Raw genomic sequence first — 15,417 nt, forward strand, 5'->3', positions numbered from 1 at the left:
GCTCGCGGGTGATCTCGACGCCGATATTGGGTCTTGCCGACGGCAGCACTTCGCCTGCCAACCGCAGGCATTCGCCGGCGAAGAAGTCGAAGATCTGGCCGGCACGCACGGTCTCACCGATGCCTTCGACCAGCGTCTTGCCTTCCTCGCGTGACAACAGCCTTCCGAGCTCGTCCTTGCGGGCGAGGATCTCGTCGGCGGTTTTCCTCAGGATCGCATGACGATCGAGGATGCCGGAACGCGACCAGGCCGGAAACGCTGCCTTGGCAGCGGCAATCGCCGCACGTGCATCGTCGGCCGAGGCGCGGGCATATTCGCCGACCACGTCATTGGTGTTGGAAGGGTTGATGTTGGCAACCCCGTCACCACCGACCCATTCGCCGGCAATCAGGTTCTGGTGCAATGTCATAGGCTTCGAGCCTCCTTCATGAGCGCGCATGACCGTCACTCGTGAACAGTCGCGCTTCGGAGATGTGTCAGAGCTGGCGTATGGCGACCTTTTCCTCGGCGGCGATCGCAAGCGCGTTGCGTAGCGGTAGGCCGAAACCATCGGCCTCGATCTCGAACACATCGCCTTCCTCGGTGCGGACGCCGTCGCCGAAGGACAACGTCGCCGTGCCGAACATGTGAACGTGGATGTCACCCGGCTGGCGGAACAGGCCGTACTTGAAATGATGATGCTCAAGATTGGCGAAACTGTGCGACATGTTGGTTTCGCCCGACAGGAACGGCTTCTCCCACAGCACCTGGCCGCCCCGCAGGATGCGCGACATGCCGCGGATATCCTCCGGTGCGACACCGATGCGGATTTCCGGACCGAAGCTCGCCTGACGCAGTTTCGAATGCGCCAGCCAGAGGTAGTTGACCCGTTCGGTCTTGTGGTCGGAAAACTCGTTGGCGACGGCAAAGCCAATCCGGAACGGAACGCCCTGGTCGGAGATCACGTAGATGCCGGCCATTTCCGGCTCTTCGCCGCCATCCTCGGCAAAAGAGGGCGAGACGAGTGCCGCGCCCGGTGCAACGGCTGATGTGCCGTTGCCCTTGTAGAACCACTCCGGCTGCACGCCGGTCTCGCCGGCTTTCGGCTTGCCTCCCTCAAGCCCCATGCGGAACATCTTCATCGAGTCCGTCAACGTTTCCTCGGCCGCCTCGCTCGTCTTCTTGTGCATGGCGTCGCGGGTCGCGGCCGAACCGAGATGGGTGAGGCCCGTGCCGGTCAGGTGCAGGTGCGCCGGATCCGGATGGGTGATCGGCGGCAGGAAGCGTCCCTCCGCATAGGCCTTGTCGAGGTCGACGGCGGCGCCGACACCCTTGGCCTCGATCGTCTCCTTCAGGCTCCGACCGGAGTTGGCAGCTTCCATCGCCAGAGCATAGACGCTTGCCGCCCCCTTCACCGCATGCGCGGTTTCGCCGGGCGACCGCACCGCGACCGTTATCGATCCGTCTTCGTTCCTGACCTGCGAAATCAGCACAATACTGTCCTTCCTGTCTTCATCAGGGTCGCGGTCGTTGCCCTTTCAAGGCAAAAGCGTACCCGTGGGTGACTTTCGCCACCCAATTCCGGCGGGCCAATCCGCCGATCCTGGCAGCCGCTGCTGCCGGTGAATGTTACTGGTTCGCGTCGGGTCTTATGGCTTTCCGCTCAACCCTTGTTCTTGTTGTAGACATCGAAGAACACGGCAGCGAGCAGCACGAGGCCCTTGATCAGCTGCTGGTAATCGATGCCGATGCCCATGATCGACATGCCGTTGTTCATCACGCCCATGATGAAGGCGCCGATGACGGCCCCGATGATCTTGCCGACGCCGCCGGACGCCGAGGCGCCGCCGATGAAGCAGGCCGCGATGACGTCGAGCTCGAAACCGACGCCGGCCTTCGGCGTTGCCGAATTGAGGCGAGCGGTGATGATCATGCCGGCGAGTGCGGCCAGCACGCCCATGTTGACGAAGGTGTAGAAGGTCAGCCGTTCGGTGTTGATGCCCGATAGCTTTGTCGCCTTGACGTTGCCGCCCATCGCATAGATGCGGCGGCCGATCGTCGAGCGGGTGGTGATGAAGGTGTAGAGCGCGATCAGCACCGCCATGGCGATCAGCACGTTCGGCAAGCCGCGATAGGTCGCGAGCTGGAAGCCGATGAACAACGCCACCGCAGCGATGACCGCCATCTGCACTGCGAAGAAAATGAACGGCTCGTTTTCCGTGCCGTGCTGCTCGTTGATCTTGCGGTCACGAATGCCCGCATAGATCGCGTAGCCGACGAGCGCGATGACGGCGACGAGCGCCACCATGTTCTGAATGGTCTCTGGCGCCGGATTGAGGAAATAGAGGAAATCCGGAACGAAGCCTGTCGAAAGCAGCTGGAACTCCTTCGGGAACGGACCGATCGGGCGGCCGCCGAGCACCACATAGGTGAGCCCGCGGAACACCAGCATGCCGGCCAGCGTCACGATGAAGGACGGGATCTTCTGGTAGGCAACCCAATAGCCCTGGGCCGCTCCCATGATGCCGCCAACGATCAGACAGGCGGGGATGACGACAATGGCCGGCAGCCCCCACTTGACCAGCATGATCGCCGAGATCGCGCCGATGAAGGCGACGATCGAGCCGACCGACAGGTCAATATGCCCGGCGACGATGATCAGCAGCATGCCGAGCGCCATGATGACGATGAAGGAGTTCTGCAGCACCAGGTTGGTGATGTTGACCGGCTTGAACAACACGCCGTTGGTCACGAACTGGAAGAACAGCATGATTACCACGAGCGCGACCAGCAGGCCGTATTCGCGGATGTTGTTCTTGAGATAGTCCCCGATCGAGGGCTTGTTGGCTTGGGTGCTCGTATCGGCGACCATTAGTGTTTCTCCCCTGAACGCATGATGGCACGCATGATGGATTCCTGGCTCGCTTCCGCCTTCGAGAGCTCGGCGACGATGCGGCCCTCGTTCATGACGTAGATACGATCGCAGGTTCCAAGCAGCTCCGGCATTTCCGATGAAATCATCAGGATGCCTTTGCCCTCGGCGGCAAGCTGGTTGATGATGGTGTAGATTTCATACTTCGCGCCGATATCGATGCCGCGTGTCGGCTCGTCGAGAATGAGAACTTCCGGATTGGTGAACAGCCATTTGGACAGCACGACCTTCTGCTGGTTGCCGCCTGAAAGGTTGACCGTTTCCTGATAGATCGAGTGCGAACGGATGCGCAGCTTCGAGCGATAGTCAGAGGCAACCTTCGCTTCCTTGCGATCGTCGATGACGCCGTTTGCGGCCACCGCCTTCAGGTTGGAGAGCGTCGTGTTCTCCTTGATGTTATTGATCAGCACGAGACCGAGCTGCTTGCGGTCCTCGGTGACATAGGCAAGCCCCGCATCGATGGCACGCGGAATGGTGCTGACGTCGACGGGCTTGCCGCGCATCGACACGTCGCCGGTGATCTTGTGGCCCCAGGACTTGCCGAACAGGCTCATCGCCGTTTCGGTGCGTCCTGCCCCCATCAACCCGGCGATGCCGACGACCTCGCCGGCGCGCACGGTGAAATTGACATCGTGAAGGAATTGCCGGTCGCGGTGCTGCTGGTGGAAGACGTTCCAGTTCTTCACTTCGAGCAGCGTCTCGCCGATCTTGGGTTCGCGCGGCGGATAACGGTCTTCCATGGCACGGCCGACCATGCCCTTGATGATCCGATCTTCGCCGATGTCTTCGCCGTGACAGTCGAGCGTCTCGACCGTGCCGCCGTCGCGCAGGATGGTGATCTGGTCGGCGACCTTCCGGATCTCGTTCAGCTTGTGCGAAATGATGATCGAGGTCATGCCCTGCGTGCGAAACTCCATCAGCAGCTTCAAAAGCGCATCGGAATCGGTTTCGTTGAGCGAGGCGGTCGGCTCGTCGAGGATCAGCAGCCGCACCTTCTTCGAAAGCGCCTTGGCAATCTCGACCAGCTGCTGCTTGCCGACACCGATGTCGGTGATCAGTGTCGCCGGGCTCTCGCTGAGGCCCACCTTCTTCAGCAGTTCCTGAGTACGGGCAAAGGTCTGCGGCCAGTGAATCACGCCGTTGCTGGCGATCTCGTTGCCGAGGAAGATGTTCTCGGCGATCGAAAGCAGCGGCACCAGCGCCAGTTCCTGGTGGATGATGATGATGCCGAGGTCTTCGCTGTCGGAAATCGTCGAGAAGCGACGGGCTTCGCCGTCATAGTGGATCTCGCCATCATAGGTGCCGGCGGGATAGACGCCGCTCAGCACCTTCATCAGCGTCGACTTGCCGGCGCCGTTTTCGCCGACGAGTGCGTGAATCTCGCCTTCGCGCACCTTGAAGCTGACATTGTCCAGCGCCTTGACGCCCGGAAACGTCTTGGTGATGCCCCGCATTTCAAGAATGATATTGTCCATGTTCAGTCATTCCAGCGGCAGTCTTCAAGAGAGTACCGGCTCCGTCATCTGGATAAAAGGGCCCGCGCGCATGCACGGGCCCCCACGCTCAAAAAGATCAGTTGTTGATCTGGTCTTCGGTGTAGTAGCCCGAGCTGACGAGCACGTCCTTGATGTTGGACTTGTCGACGGCAACCGGCTTCAGCAGGTAGGACGGTACGACCTTGACGCCGTTGTCATAGGTCTTGGTGTCGTTCACTTCCGGCTCCTTGCCTTCCATGATCGCATTGACCATACCGACGGTGACCTTGGCGAGTTCGCGCGTGTCCTTGAAGATCGACGAATACTGTTCGCCGGCAAGGATCGACTTGACCGACGGCAGCTCGGCGTCCTGGCCAGTGACGGCAGGCATTGCCATGTCGCCCGAGCCGTAACCGACGCCCTTCAGCGCCGAGATGATGCCGATCGACAGACCGTCATAGGGCGACAGCACGCCATCGACCTTGGCATCGGTGTAGTTCGACGACAGCAGGTTTTCCATGCGGGCCTGGGCAACGGCACCGTCCCAACGCAGCGTGCCGACCTGGTCCATGCCCTTCTGGCCGGACTTGACGACGATCTTCTTGCTGTCGATCAGCGGCTGCAGGACCGACATCGCACCGTCGTAGAAGAAGAAGGCGTTGTTGTCGTCAGGCGAACCACCGAAGAGCTCGATGTTCTTCGGCTCGGTCGCGCCGTCGAGCTTGAGGCCCTGGACCAGCGAGGTCGCCTGCTGCACGCCGACCTGGAAGTTGTCGAAGGTGGCGTAGTAGTCGACATTGCCCGAGTCACGGATCAGGCGGTCATAGGCGATGACCTTGACGCCGGCGTCGTGAGCCTTCTGCAGGATGTCGGAGAGCGTCGTGCCGTCGATGGCGCCGATGACGAGAACCTTGGCACCCTTGGTCACCATGTTCTCGATCTGAGCGAGCTGGTTCGGAATGTCGTCGTCAGCAAACTGCAGGTCCGGGGTGTAGCCGGCTTCCTTGAACAGCTTCTCCATCGTCTCGCCGTCGGAAATCCAGCGGGTCGACGTCTTCGTCGGCATGGAAATGCCGACCGTGCCCTTGTCCTGCGCAAGTACCGGCGCAGCGAAGGACGCGATCGAAATCGCAGCGGCTGCGAGAAGCGAAGTCATCAATTTCATCAGTTCTCTCCCAAAAAAGTTGAAGCCGGCAGGCTAAGCCTTTCCGTCTATGCGCAGCAATCCGCCGCCCGAGATCTTCGTCTCCGGCTGCGATCAAGGTGAAGGAGAGGCCTCCCCGCCTCGCATGCTCCTACATGCGCTGGCACATGGGTAAAAACTGGAATCAAAACATATAACTGTCAAATACAATATCGCTTTGAATGCATACCAAAAACGATATAGCACTTGCAAACAGTGTGATTTTTGAAAATCCTTGAAAACCGAGCGAGAATTAGAGAGGCCGAAAATGCGCGACCAAAAGCCCGGTGCGGCCGCCAAGCCCGGTGAACTCTTCGATTCCGCGCTCTTCCGCTCCGGGCTGAAGATCAGCCATCTCCGGCTGATTCTCGCGATCGACGATCATCGGCGCATCAGCGCTGCCGCCGAAGCCCTTGGAATTTCACAGCCGGCGGCCTCGCGCATGCTGTCGGAAATCGAGACCATGCTGAAGGCGCCGGTCTGCGAACGCGTCGCCCGCGGCGTCGAACTGACGCCCTATGGCGAGGCCCTGGCGCGGCGCGCGCGCACCATCTTTCTGGAGCTTCGCGAAGCCTCCCGCGAAATCAGCGAACTCAAGACCGGCAGCGGTGGCTCGGTTTCTCTCGGTTCGGTCACCGGCCCGGCGCTCAATCTCGCCGTCCCCGCCATTCGCCAGGTGATCACCGCCTATCCCGGCATCGAGATCAACGTCCAGATCGAAAACAGCAACGTGCTGGCGAGGGAGCTGCTGGCCGCGCGGCACGATTTCATCATCGGCCGCATCCCCGACGACCAGCCGCCGCGGCTCTTCAACATGGTGGAGATCGGCTACGAGGAAGTCTGCCTGATCGTGCGCGACGGCCATCCGCTGCTCGACAAGCCCATGGTCGGCGCCGAGGACCTGCCCTCCTACGACTGGGTGTTCCAGCCGCCGGGCACGCTGCTGAGGCGCGCGGTCGAGGACAGTTTCGTGTCGGCTGGCGTCAGGCTGCCGGCGACCGTGATCAACACCTCGTCGATCATCCTGACGCTCTCGATCGTGCGCAACACCAATGCGATCGCGCCGGTGGCGCTCGACGTCGCCAACCTGATTGCGGGCAACGGCACGCCAGCCGGCGAAATCCGCATCCTCAAGACCGAGATCCCGATCCGCATCAAGCCTTACGGGCTGATCACCGCCGAAGGGCGTGCGTTGCCGCCAAGCGCCAAGCTGCTCTACGACCTGATCCTGAAGCAGGGGCGAGCATGACCACGCGGCATGATCAACGTGATCAGCCCGGCATGATCAACGTGATCAGCCCGGCATGATCAATCTGATCAGCCCGGGATAATCTCCATCTGCGATCGTGCGGCTCCTGTGGAGGCAACATGTTTGGAATGTCAGTCTTTCAGTCGGTGCTCGAGCGGCTGAAATCGGAAGAGGATATCGAACCGGCAACGGTCGAAGCGACGCGTGTCGCCACGGCTTATGCCCCAGCCTTCGACAGCGGCTTTGCCGCCGAAAGCGTCGGTCTGGCTGCCTTCGGCGCAGTCAAGCGAGCCTATCTCGACGCGTCATTCGTGGAGCCGCCACCTCCACCGGTGATGCCGGACTATCTCAACCGCACCAGCCTTGCGGACGTTGCCGAGGAACTGGCACTTGGCGACGGCGAAACGCAAATGACGCTTGCGGCGAAGCGGCGGGCGTTCGCGGCCCTCAATCATCCCGACCGCTTGCCGGCTGCCTTCCGCGCCAATGCGACCGTGCGCATGAAGCTCGCCAACATGCTGATCGACGAAGCCTCGCAGCAGATACGCGCAATCAATCCCGCAGCGTGATCCTCAGCTCGCGGCGCCGTCCCCGCCGTCCTTGCCCTCTGCATCAGCCGCTTTTTCCTCGCCCTTCTCGCTCGGCTTGTAGAAAACCAGCAGCGCTGCCGAGGCATAGGCGGTCATCGCCAGGAAGATCATGCCCCACATCGCCTGTTCGCCCAGAAATTCGACCACCGTCCAGCCGGCGCAGAAGGCCACGATCAGCAGGCGGACCCATAGTGGGCGGTAAAAAGGGTGGTCCGGGTCAATGAACTTGAGCATTCTGTCCTCTGGTGGCCTTATCGTGTGCGCCCCATTTACGGGATATTTGTCAGGGACAGCAAGTCCAGCGGCTTTCATGCTCTTGACGGACGCAATTAAAATGGAATAAAAATTCCGAAATTGCCAACATCGGCTACTTCATTCCAAATGATTGAAAAGGCCGAGTGGGTGCGGAGGTACCAAGGGAGAGGCTCTGGCGCAGCGTTCCAACGCGCGGTCTTTCGTGACAATTCTTCAACCGATTCGCGGAAACAGCGTTCCGCGGCGCCTTTGCGCGATGAGCGCCGATCATCACGCCCCTTCCCGGTCGCGAACCGGACTTCGAGAGAAACAGAGATGACAATCAGATTTGGTCTTCTGGGTGCCGGCCGTATCGGCAAGGTTCACGCGAAAGCCGTCAGCGGCAATCCGGACGCCGTGCTTGTTGCCGTTGCCGATGCATTCCCCGCCGCCGCCGAAGCCATTGCCAAGCAGTATGGCTGCGACGTGCGCACCATCGAGGCGATCGAAGCCGCCAAGGACATCGACGCTGTCGTCATCTGCACCCCGACCGACACCCACGCGGACCTGATCGAGCGTTTTGCCCGCGCCGGCAAGGCGATCTTCTGCGAAAAGCCGGTCGATCTCGACGCCGAGCGCGTCAAGGCCTGCCTCAAGGTGGTGAGCGAGACCAAGGCCAAGCTGATGGTCGGCTTCAATCGCCGCTTCGATCCGCATTTCATGGCCGTCAAGAAGGCGATCGATGCCGGCAAGATCGGCGACGTGGAAATGGTGACGATCACCTCGCGCGATCCGGGCGCCCCGCCGGTCGACTACATCAAGCGTTCGGGCGGCATCTTCCGCGACATGACGATCCACGACTTCGACATGGCCCGCTTCCTGCTCGGCGAGGAGCCGGTCTCGGTGACGGCAGCCGCCGCCGTTCTCGTCGACAAGGCGATCGGCGAAGCCGGCGACTATGACAGCGTCTCGGTCATCCTGCAGACGGCCTCCGGCAAGCAGGCGATCATCTCCAACTCGCGCCGCGCCACCTACGGCTACGACCAGCGCATCGAGGTCCACGGCTCGAAGGGCGTCGCCTCGGCCGAGAACCAGCGTCCGGTTTCGATCGAGATCGCCAATGGCGACGGCTATACCCGCCCGCCGCTGCACGATTTCTTCATGACCCGCTACACCGAAGCCTATGCCAACGAGATCGAGAGCTTCATTGCGGCGATCGAAAAGGGCGCGGAAATCACGCCTTCGGGCAAGGACGGCCTCGCGGCCCTCGCACTTGCAGACGCCGCCGTGAAGTCGGTTGTCGAGAAGCGTCAGATCAGCGTCGGCTGAGGCACCTGCAAGTCTCCATAGATCGTCCCCGATCTAAGGACAAAGACATGCAGAGAATCAAAGCATTACAGCGCAGCATCAAATGGAAAGGCCGGGCGCCAAACGCCCGGCCTTCTTCATATCCGCATTTGGCAGATGCTAGCTTCAGCCCTCGGCGCGTGCCGGCATCTTCTCCCAATGTCGCGCTTCCTGGCCGGTGCTGGGCGCAGCCCCCGGCCGTCCGGAGAGGTAACCCTGGATCTGCAGGCAGCCTTCCTCCGCCAGGATCTGCCTCTGCCGCTCAGTCTCGACGCCTTCGGTCACGACAGCGAGCTTGAGACTGTGGCCGAGCGCGATGATCGCCCGGACAATCGCTTGAGCTGAGGGGTCCTGCTCGATGGCAGCGGTGAAGCTGCAGTCGATCTTCAGCTTGTCGAAGGGGAAGGTCTGCAGGTTGCTCAGCGACGAATGCCCGGTGCCGAAGTCGTCCATGACGATCCTGACGCCGAGGACCCGCAGGCGCACCAGCACCGCCAGCACATCCTCGCGATTGTGCATGAGCGCCGCCTCGGTGATCTCGAGCTCCAACCGCCAGGGATCAAGGCCAGTGCGATGCAATATGCTTGCGACCTGATCGAAGAGATTGGGCAGGAGGAACTGGACCGGCGAGATATTGACGGAAATCGGCAAGGGCTCGTTCCACTTTGCCGCTTCCGTGCAGGCCTGCTCCAGCACCCATTCGCCGATCTGGATGATGGAGCCGCTTTCCTCCGCGATCGGGATGAACACGACGGGCCCGATCAACCCGCGCTGCGGATGGTTCCAGCGTAGCAGAGCCTCGTAGCCGATGATCCTGTCGCTCTGAACTTCGACCAGCGGCTGGTACTCGAGAAAGAATTGCCGGCGAAGCACCGCATGGCGCAGGTCGTTTTCGATCTGCCGGCGGGTGCGCAACGCTTCGTCCATTTCCCTGTCGAAGAAGCAGGCGATCCCCTTGCCGCTCTGTTTGGCGCGGTTAGAGTGCCGTGTCGGCGTTGTTGAGCAACTGGTCGGCCGTCTGCCCATCGATCGGGTAGAGTGCCGCACCTATGCTGACGCCGACGGCGGTCGGGTCACGGTTGGTATCCATTTCCGCGGCAAACAGCGTCAGGATACGATCCGTCAACTGGCGTGCAGCCTGTGGCTGCTTGCCGCCCACCTGAACGATCGCGAACTCGTCGCCGCCGAGCCGGGCGATGGTGTCCTGCTCTCCGGCCGCCGCGCGCAGGATATCGGCAACCTTGCGCAGGATGCGGTCGCCCTCGCCATGGCCGAAGATATCGTTGACCGCCTTGAAGCGATCGAGGTCGAGGCAGAGGATCGCCAGGTCTTCGCCGCGCGCCGTGGCGGCCGCCAGCGTCTGGGCGAGCCTGCGATCGAAGAAGGCGCGGTTCGGAAGGTCGGTTAGCGCGTCATGGTGGGCAAGATGCTCGATCGTGCGCTCCGCTTCCTTGCGGGCCCTCAAGTCACGCACGAAGATCACATCGCATTCCCGCCCGCGATACTCGATCGTCCGGCACATGAATTCGACCGGGATGGTGCGCCCGTCGTCGTTGAGGAGATCGATCTCGTCGGGGCCGTCGCCGCGCCTGTGTGCCTCCAGCCCCTCCTCGCCGAAGGCGAAGATCTCCGATGGACGGCTCCCGAACAGCTGCGAAAACGTCCGACCGGTGAGGCCGGAAAAGCGCTCGTTGGCTTCGACGATGACGCCATCGAAAACAATCGCCATGCCTTCGAGCGAAGCGTTGGCAAGCCCTCTGAGGTCGGTCAGGTGCCGATCGACGAAGAGGGCACCAAAGGCGAGCACGATCAATGTCGTGGAGGCGGCAATGACCCCTCCTGCGAGCCAGGCGGGATGAATGGTCTCGGCAACGGCGACATTGGCCTCCGGCACCAGCGTCACGCCGCTCATCGACGTGAAGTGCATGGCGCAGATTGCCAGGACCAGCAGCAGTGACGAAACCACCAGCCGCCGCAGGCTGCGCAGCGTATGAAAGGCATGAAGCGCAGTGCCTGCCAGCAATGTTCCGGCGACAACGGCCAGAAGCGTCGCCTGCGGATCGTAGGCAATGTGCCCGTGGATCTCGATCGCCCGCATCCCGGTGAAATGCATCGCCGCGACGCCGGTGCCGAGGACGAAGCCGCCGCAGGACATCGAAAGACGCGAACCACCGCCGAGGCCGATGGCAAAGGCGACCCAGGAGGCGATGATGGTGACGATCACCGAAAGGGCCGTGCCCCAAAGACCGTAGGCAACCGGCACGCCACCATCATAGGCCAGCATCGCTATGAAATGCGTCGACCAGACGCCGATGCCGCAGGCAAGACCGCTGGCGGCAACCCAACGACTTCGTTGACCGCCTTCGCTTCGCTGGGCACGCAGCAGCAGCAACATCGTTGCGACGCTGCCTGCCAGGCAGACGATCGCGGCAGCTACGATAAGACGCCAATCATGGTCGTCGCGTATGCAAGCAATCACTGAAAACATAAGCGTCTCCCGCGTCACGGTCACATTGACAAGGAGTCGCTAAATAACTGTAAATTGTACTGGCTTGGATGTTCGCCCTCGATACAACCCCAAAAATGGTTACGCCTGACGATGCACCTCGACCGTGTGTCAAGAATGGCCGGTGGCGGCAATCTCGCCATCGATGGCGCCCAGCGCCCGCTCCAGATGCCCCTCGAAGACGAGACGTTGTTCGTCGAGCACGACCGATATTTCGGGAGCGCCCTGGAGCCGGACTTGCATGGACTGCGCAAGTCCCTCCTCGATCCCCGGAAGCATGAGATCGAAATAACGGATGCCAGGCCCGGTAACGTGTACCGGCATGCGCTCGTAAAGACTGAGCATACGCGAGATACCATTGCCGAGCGCGATGCCCGCCTGGCGGAATGCGTAGCCAGCCATGCGATGACCCTGCCGGGCGCTGGCGGCAATCTTGTCGAGTTCGGCGACCGGAACGAATTTGGCGGGAATGGTATCGGCCGGAACCTCGAAGGCTGCCCGCAGAATTCCATAGAAGCCGGCCGCCGCTTCGATGCAGCCATAGGCGCCGCAGCGACAAAGGCCGGCGGACGGCGCATGCAGCATGTGGCCGAAATTCGGTGCGCTGACATCCATCTCGCCGCTCTGGCTCTTGCGGGCAACGCCAAGCCCGATGCTATGACCGAGGGAGATCGCCGCGAGCGCCCTGAACGCGCCCTCCGGCTTGCGCGCGGCTTGCGCTGCAAGCGCCTGCGCAACGAGCAGCGTCTCGTTGCTGAGCATCACTTTCGCCCGCCATTGCGGTGCAAGCAGCGCGGCGAAGTCCAGTTCCTCCGGCCCGAAGACCGGCGACCACAGAAGCCGCGCAGCCTCGTTATCGACCAGCCCCTTGCTGCTGATCGATACGGCGAGCACCCGATCCCGCGCCAGCCGCGAACGCTGCAGCAGGCGTTCGAGCGCATCCACGAAGGCGCGGGCGAAGGGGACCGTGCCGCGCTCGTCGTGGTTCCGTGTTTCGTCGAAACGGTCGAGCAGGGTGCCGCCATAGTCGACCAGCGAGTATTGCACGATGTCGGAGGAGATCCTGACGACCACGAGATGGCCATGGTCCCGGCGCGGCGTAAAGAGCACGCGTGGCCGCCCTCGCCCGCCCTGAACCTGTTGCTCGGCCTTGGCGAGTATGCCTGCTTTTTCCAGCTCGGCCGTAATTGCCGAGACGGTCGCGGAGGCGAGCCCCGTTTCCGCCGAGATTTCCGTATGGGAAAGATTGCCGGCGCGCCTGAGCGCCGCAAGGACCAGCGCGCTGTTTTGCTGACGCACGAGCTCAGTGCTGGACTTGGTCAGCATGAGACGTCCCTGTCAGTGGCGGATCCTTCGAACACATGCCCCTCCCAAAGCATCTGTTGAACGGCAAGACAAGGCGCGGAACACCTTGTCGACAGCCTTGTGGCACCGATTTTCTCGACGGTCGAGAAACAACGGACGCGGCCGCTCGCGAAGCACTTTGTTGATGCCGCAACCACCGCGTTCACGCCGTGTTGACAGCCTCCAAAATCCATGACATTCATTTTCTCGACTGTCGAGAAAATAATTCCGCACTCTGTAGCGGGACGATCTACGGCAGCGTTCCAAGGCTGGCGGAGGATGGTGCGGGAGGTTCGCACGCTCGGCCGGCCCTCACTCGGGAGGATGAAATGAAATCCGTTTTGAAGCTGATGGCAGGTGTTGCCGTCATCGTTTCCCTGCACTCCGTTGCCCAGGCGAAGGACCTGGTCGTCGGCGTTTCCTGGTCCAACTTCCAGGAAGAGCGCTGGAAAACCGACGAAGCCGCCATCAAGGCAGCCCTGGAAGCATCCGGCGACAAGTACATCTCCGCTGACGCGCAGTCGTCCGCCGCCAAGCAGCTGACCGACATCGAATCGCTGATTGCCCAGGGCGCCAACGCACTGATCGTGCTTGCCCAGGACAGCGACGCCATCGGCCCGGCGATCGAAAAGGCCGCCGCCGAAGGCATCCCGGTCGTCGGCTACGACCGCCTGATCGAAAACCCGGCTGCCTTCTACATCACCTTCGACAACAAGGAAGTCGGCCGCATGCAGGCCCGCGAAGTGTTCAAGGTGAAGCCGGAAGGCAACTACGTCTTCATCAAGGGCTCCTCGGCTGATCCGAACGCCGACTTCCTCTTCTCCGGACAGATGGAAGTGCTGAAGGAAGCCGTCGATGCCGGCAAGATCAAGAACGTCGGCGAAGCCTATACGGACGGCTGGAAGCCGGAAAATGCCCAGAAGAACATGGAGCAGTTCCTGACCGCCAACGACAACAAGGTCGATGCGGTCGTCGCCTCCAACGACGGCACCGCGGGCGGCGCGATCGCGGCTCTCGATGCGCAGGGCCTCGCAGGCTCCGTTCCGGTCTCCGGCCAGGACGCGGACAAGGCGGCGCTGAACCGCGTCGCTCTCGGCACGCAGACCGTCTCGGTCTGGAAGGACAGCCGTGAACTCGGCAAGCGCGCTGCAGAAGTCGCCGTCGAACTTGCCGGTGGCAAGAAGATGGAAGAAGTCTCGGGCGTCACCACCTTCAACGGTGGCCCGAAGGGCGTGGCCATGCAGTCGGTCTTCCTGGCACCGCTGCCGATCACCAAGGACAACCTGAACGTCGTCATCGACGCGGGCTGGATCTCCAAGGCTGAAGCCTGCCAGGGCGTCAAAGGCGACGTCGCGGCCTGCAAATAAACCGCATCAGCAGAGCTGAGCGCTGACTTCAGACAAGCGCCGCAACGCAACCCGTTGCGGCGCTTGCGCAAGGTGCGTGCCGGGCGGACAATGCCCTCCGCGCGACCGGCGCAGCCTAACGAAACCGCTCGATCTCTGCCGTCGCACCGGACTTGTCGCGTCGATCCCGGCTCCTGGTGCCACCTGGCGCGACGACATCAACACAAAAAAGTGGGGGAAGGCACGTCCATGGCCGACATCACACAAGGCAACACGCAGGGCGCACAAACAAACCGCGCCCGCACAGCGGACGAAAATCCGGTGAAGCGCTTCTTCCGCGCCACCGAAATCGACACCCGACTGCTCGGCATGGTCGGCGCCCTCGTCATCATCTGGATCGGATTCCAGATCATGACCGGCGGCCTGTTCCTGACGCCGCGCAACCTGTGGAACCTGACGGTCCAGACCTCCTCCGTCGCCGTGATGGCAACCGGCATGGTACTGATTATCGTCACACGCAACATCGACCTTTCCGTCGGCTCCGTGCTCGGCTTCTGCGGCATGGTCATGGGGGTCATGCAGGCGAAATTCCTGCCGCAGTATCTCGGCCTGGAACATCCGGCCATCTGGATCATCACGCTCTTGAGTGGCATCGCCGTCGGTGCTGCCATCGGCGCGCTGCAGGGCTCGATCGTCGCCTTCCTCAACGTGCCCGCCTTCATCGTCACGCTCGGCGGCCTGCTCGTGTGGCGCGGCGCCACCTGGTTTGTGACCAGCGGCCAGACCGTTGCGCCGATGAACGCCACCTTCCGCCTGATGGGCGGCGGCACCGAAGGCTCGATCGGCGCCACGGCAAGCTGGATCGTCGGCATCCTCGCCTGCATTGCCATCGTCGCCGCCATCCTCAATTCCCGCAAGCAGCGCAAGCGCTTCCGCTTCCCGCTGCGTCCGGTATGGGCGGAGTATTTCCTGGCGATCCTCGGCTGCGTCCTGGTGCTCGGCGCAATCACTGTTGCCAACAGCTATTACTGGCCGACCAACATCGCCCGCAAATATGCCGACGCCAACGGCATCGCCTGGCCGGAAGGCGGGCTGCAGATCTCGCACGGTATCGCCATTCCGGTGCTCGTCGCCATCGCCGTCGGCATCGTCATGACCTTCATCGCCACGCGCCTTCGCTTCGGCCGCTATGTCTTCGCGCTCGGCGGCAACCCGGAAGCAGCCGAACTTGC

At 62.1% G+C, this 15,417-nt stretch carries 12 protein-coding genes and 1 pseudogene; 5 read left to right on the plus strand and 8 right to left on the minus strand.

The genetic code is table 11. The features are described 5' to 3' along the window. The 5 genes from I8N66_RS30355 to chvE form a co-directional block, all read right to left on the minus strand. Window positions 1-409, minus strand: a 409-nt coding sequence (locus I8N66_RS30355) for an aldehyde dehydrogenase family protein (protein ID WP_291162061.1), incomplete at its 3' end; no start/stop codon positions are given. Between the two features lie 67 nt (window positions 410-476). After that, on the minus strand, window positions 477-1,472 hold the full coding sequence (gene araD1, locus I8N66_RS30360) for an AraD1 family protein (protein WP_291162064.1): 996 nt from the start codon (window positions 1,470-1,472) through the stop codon (window positions 477-479). A gap of 170 nt (window positions 1,473-1,642) precedes the next feature. Then, entirely contained in the window at window positions 1,643-2,851 is a 1,209-nt protein-coding gene (mmsB, locus tag I8N66_RS30365; protein WP_113535568.1) for a multiple monosaccharide ABC transporter permease, read from the minus strand. Then, entirely contained in the window at window positions 2,851-4,386 is a 1,536-nt protein-coding gene (gene mmsA, locus I8N66_RS30370) for a multiple monosaccharide ABC transporter ATP-binding protein (protein WP_291162069.1), read from the minus strand. Before mmsA ends, mmsB begins: the two co-directional genes overlap by 1 nt. Window positions 4,387-4,483: 97 nt before the next feature. Continuing rightward, the gene (chvE, locus tag I8N66_RS30375) at window positions 4,484-5,551 is read right to left on the minus strand and encodes a multiple monosaccharide ABC transporter substrate-binding protein (protein ID WP_291162072.1); all 1,068 of its coding nucleotides are present in this window, start codon (window positions 5,549-5,551) and stop codon (window positions 4,484-4,486) included. Between the two features lie 286 nt (window positions 5,552-5,837). Here chvE and I8N66_RS30380 point away from each other — a divergent pair, with 286 nt between their 5' ends. Together I8N66_RS30380 and I8N66_RS30385 are read left to right on the plus strand one after the other, a co-directional pair. Next, on the plus strand, window positions 5,838-6,818 hold the full coding sequence (locus I8N66_RS30380) for a LysR family transcriptional regulator (protein ID WP_291162075.1): 981 nt from the start codon (window positions 5,838-5,840) through the stop codon (window positions 6,816-6,818). Window positions 6,819-6,937: 119 nt separating this feature from the next. Beyond that, entirely contained in the window at window positions 6,938-7,387 is a 450-nt protein-coding gene (locus I8N66_RS30385; RefSeq protein WP_291162078.1) for a hypothetical protein, read from the plus strand. Window positions 7,388-7,390: 3 nt separating this feature from the next. On the opposite strand, the gene I8N66_RS30390 is transcribed toward I8N66_RS30385, so the two are convergent. Next, window positions 7,391-7,642, minus strand: coding sequence for a hypothetical protein (locus tag I8N66_RS30390; protein WP_291162081.1), 252 nt, complete (start codon window positions 7,640-7,642; stop codon window positions 7,391-7,393). Between the two features lie 336 nt (window positions 7,643-7,978). Between I8N66_RS30390 and iolG the strand changes: the two genes are divergently transcribed. Beyond that, a complete protein-coding gene (gene iolG / locus I8N66_RS30395; RefSeq protein ID WP_113535574.1) occupies window positions 7,979-8,971 on the plus strand; it encodes an inositol 2-dehydrogenase in 993 nt (330 codons plus the stop codon). Between the two features lie 144 nt (window positions 8,972-9,115). On the opposite strand, the pseudogene I8N66_RS30400 reads toward iolG, so the two are convergent. Beyond that, window positions 9,116-11,477, minus strand: a pseudogene (locus tag I8N66_RS30400) (EAL domain-containing protein). A gap of 129 nt (window positions 11,478-11,606) precedes the next feature. Then, window positions 11,607-12,821: an ROK family transcriptional regulator gene (locus tag I8N66_RS30405; RefSeq protein ID WP_291162084.1), complete on the minus strand. Its 1,215-nt coding sequence runs from the start codon at window positions 12,819-12,821 to the stop codon at window positions 11,607-11,609. Window positions 12,822-13,168: 347 nt separating this feature from the next. Here I8N66_RS30405 and xylF point away from each other — a divergent pair, with 347 nt between their 5' ends. Beyond that, a complete protein-coding gene (gene xylF / locus I8N66_RS30410) occupies window positions 13,169-14,206 on the plus strand; it encodes a D-xylose ABC transporter substrate-binding protein (protein ID WP_113535577.1) in 1,038 nt (345 codons plus the stop codon). Window positions 14,207-14,434: 228 nt separating this feature from the next. After that, window positions 14,435-15,417: sugar ABC transporter permease (locus I8N66_RS30415; protein WP_291162088.1), on the plus strand; the 983-nt coding region annotated here is incomplete at its 3' end.

The sequence above is a fragment of the Ensifer sp. SSB1 genome, assembly GCF_016652895.1.
In the GTDB taxonomy this organism is placed as follows: Bacteria; Pseudomonadota; Alphaproteobacteria; order Rhizobiales; family Rhizobiaceae; genus Ensifer.

Excerpts from the sequence above, each read along its gene's own strand:
- mmsB (WP_113535568.1), bottom strand. The coding sequence starts at position 2,851 with ATGGTCGCCGATACGAGCACCCAAGCCAACAAGCCCTCGATCGGGGAC.
- mmsA (WP_291162069.1), bottom strand. The coding sequence starts at position 4,386 with ATGGACAATATCATTCTTGAAATGCGGGGCATCACCAAGACGTTTCCG.
- chvE (WP_291162072.1), bottom strand. The coding sequence starts at position 5,551 with ATGAAATTGATGACTTCGCTTCTCGCAGCCGCTGCGATTTCGATCGCG.
- I8N66_RS30380 (WP_291162075.1), top strand. The coding sequence starts at position 5,838 with ATGCGCGACCAAAAGCCCGGTGCGGCCGCCAAGCCCGGTGAACTCTTC.
- I8N66_RS30385 (WP_291162078.1), top strand. The coding sequence starts at position 6,938 with ATGTTTGGAATGTCAGTCTTTCAGTCGGTGCTCGAGCGGCTGAAATCG.
- I8N66_RS30390 (WP_291162081.1), bottom strand. The coding sequence starts at position 7,642 with ATGCTCAAGTTCATTGACCCGGACCACCCTTTTTACCGCCCACTATGG.
- iolG (WP_113535574.1), top strand. The coding sequence starts at position 7,979 with ATGACAATCAGATTTGGTCTTCTGGGTGCCGGCCGTATCGGCAAGGTT.
- I8N66_RS30405 (WP_291162084.1), bottom strand. The coding sequence starts at position 12,821 with ATGCTGACCAAGTCCAGCACTGAGCTCGTGCGTCAGCAAAACAGCGCG.
- xylF (WP_113535577.1), top strand. The coding sequence starts at position 13,169 with ATGAAATCCGTTTTGAAGCTGATGGCAGGTGTTGCCGTCATCGTTTCC.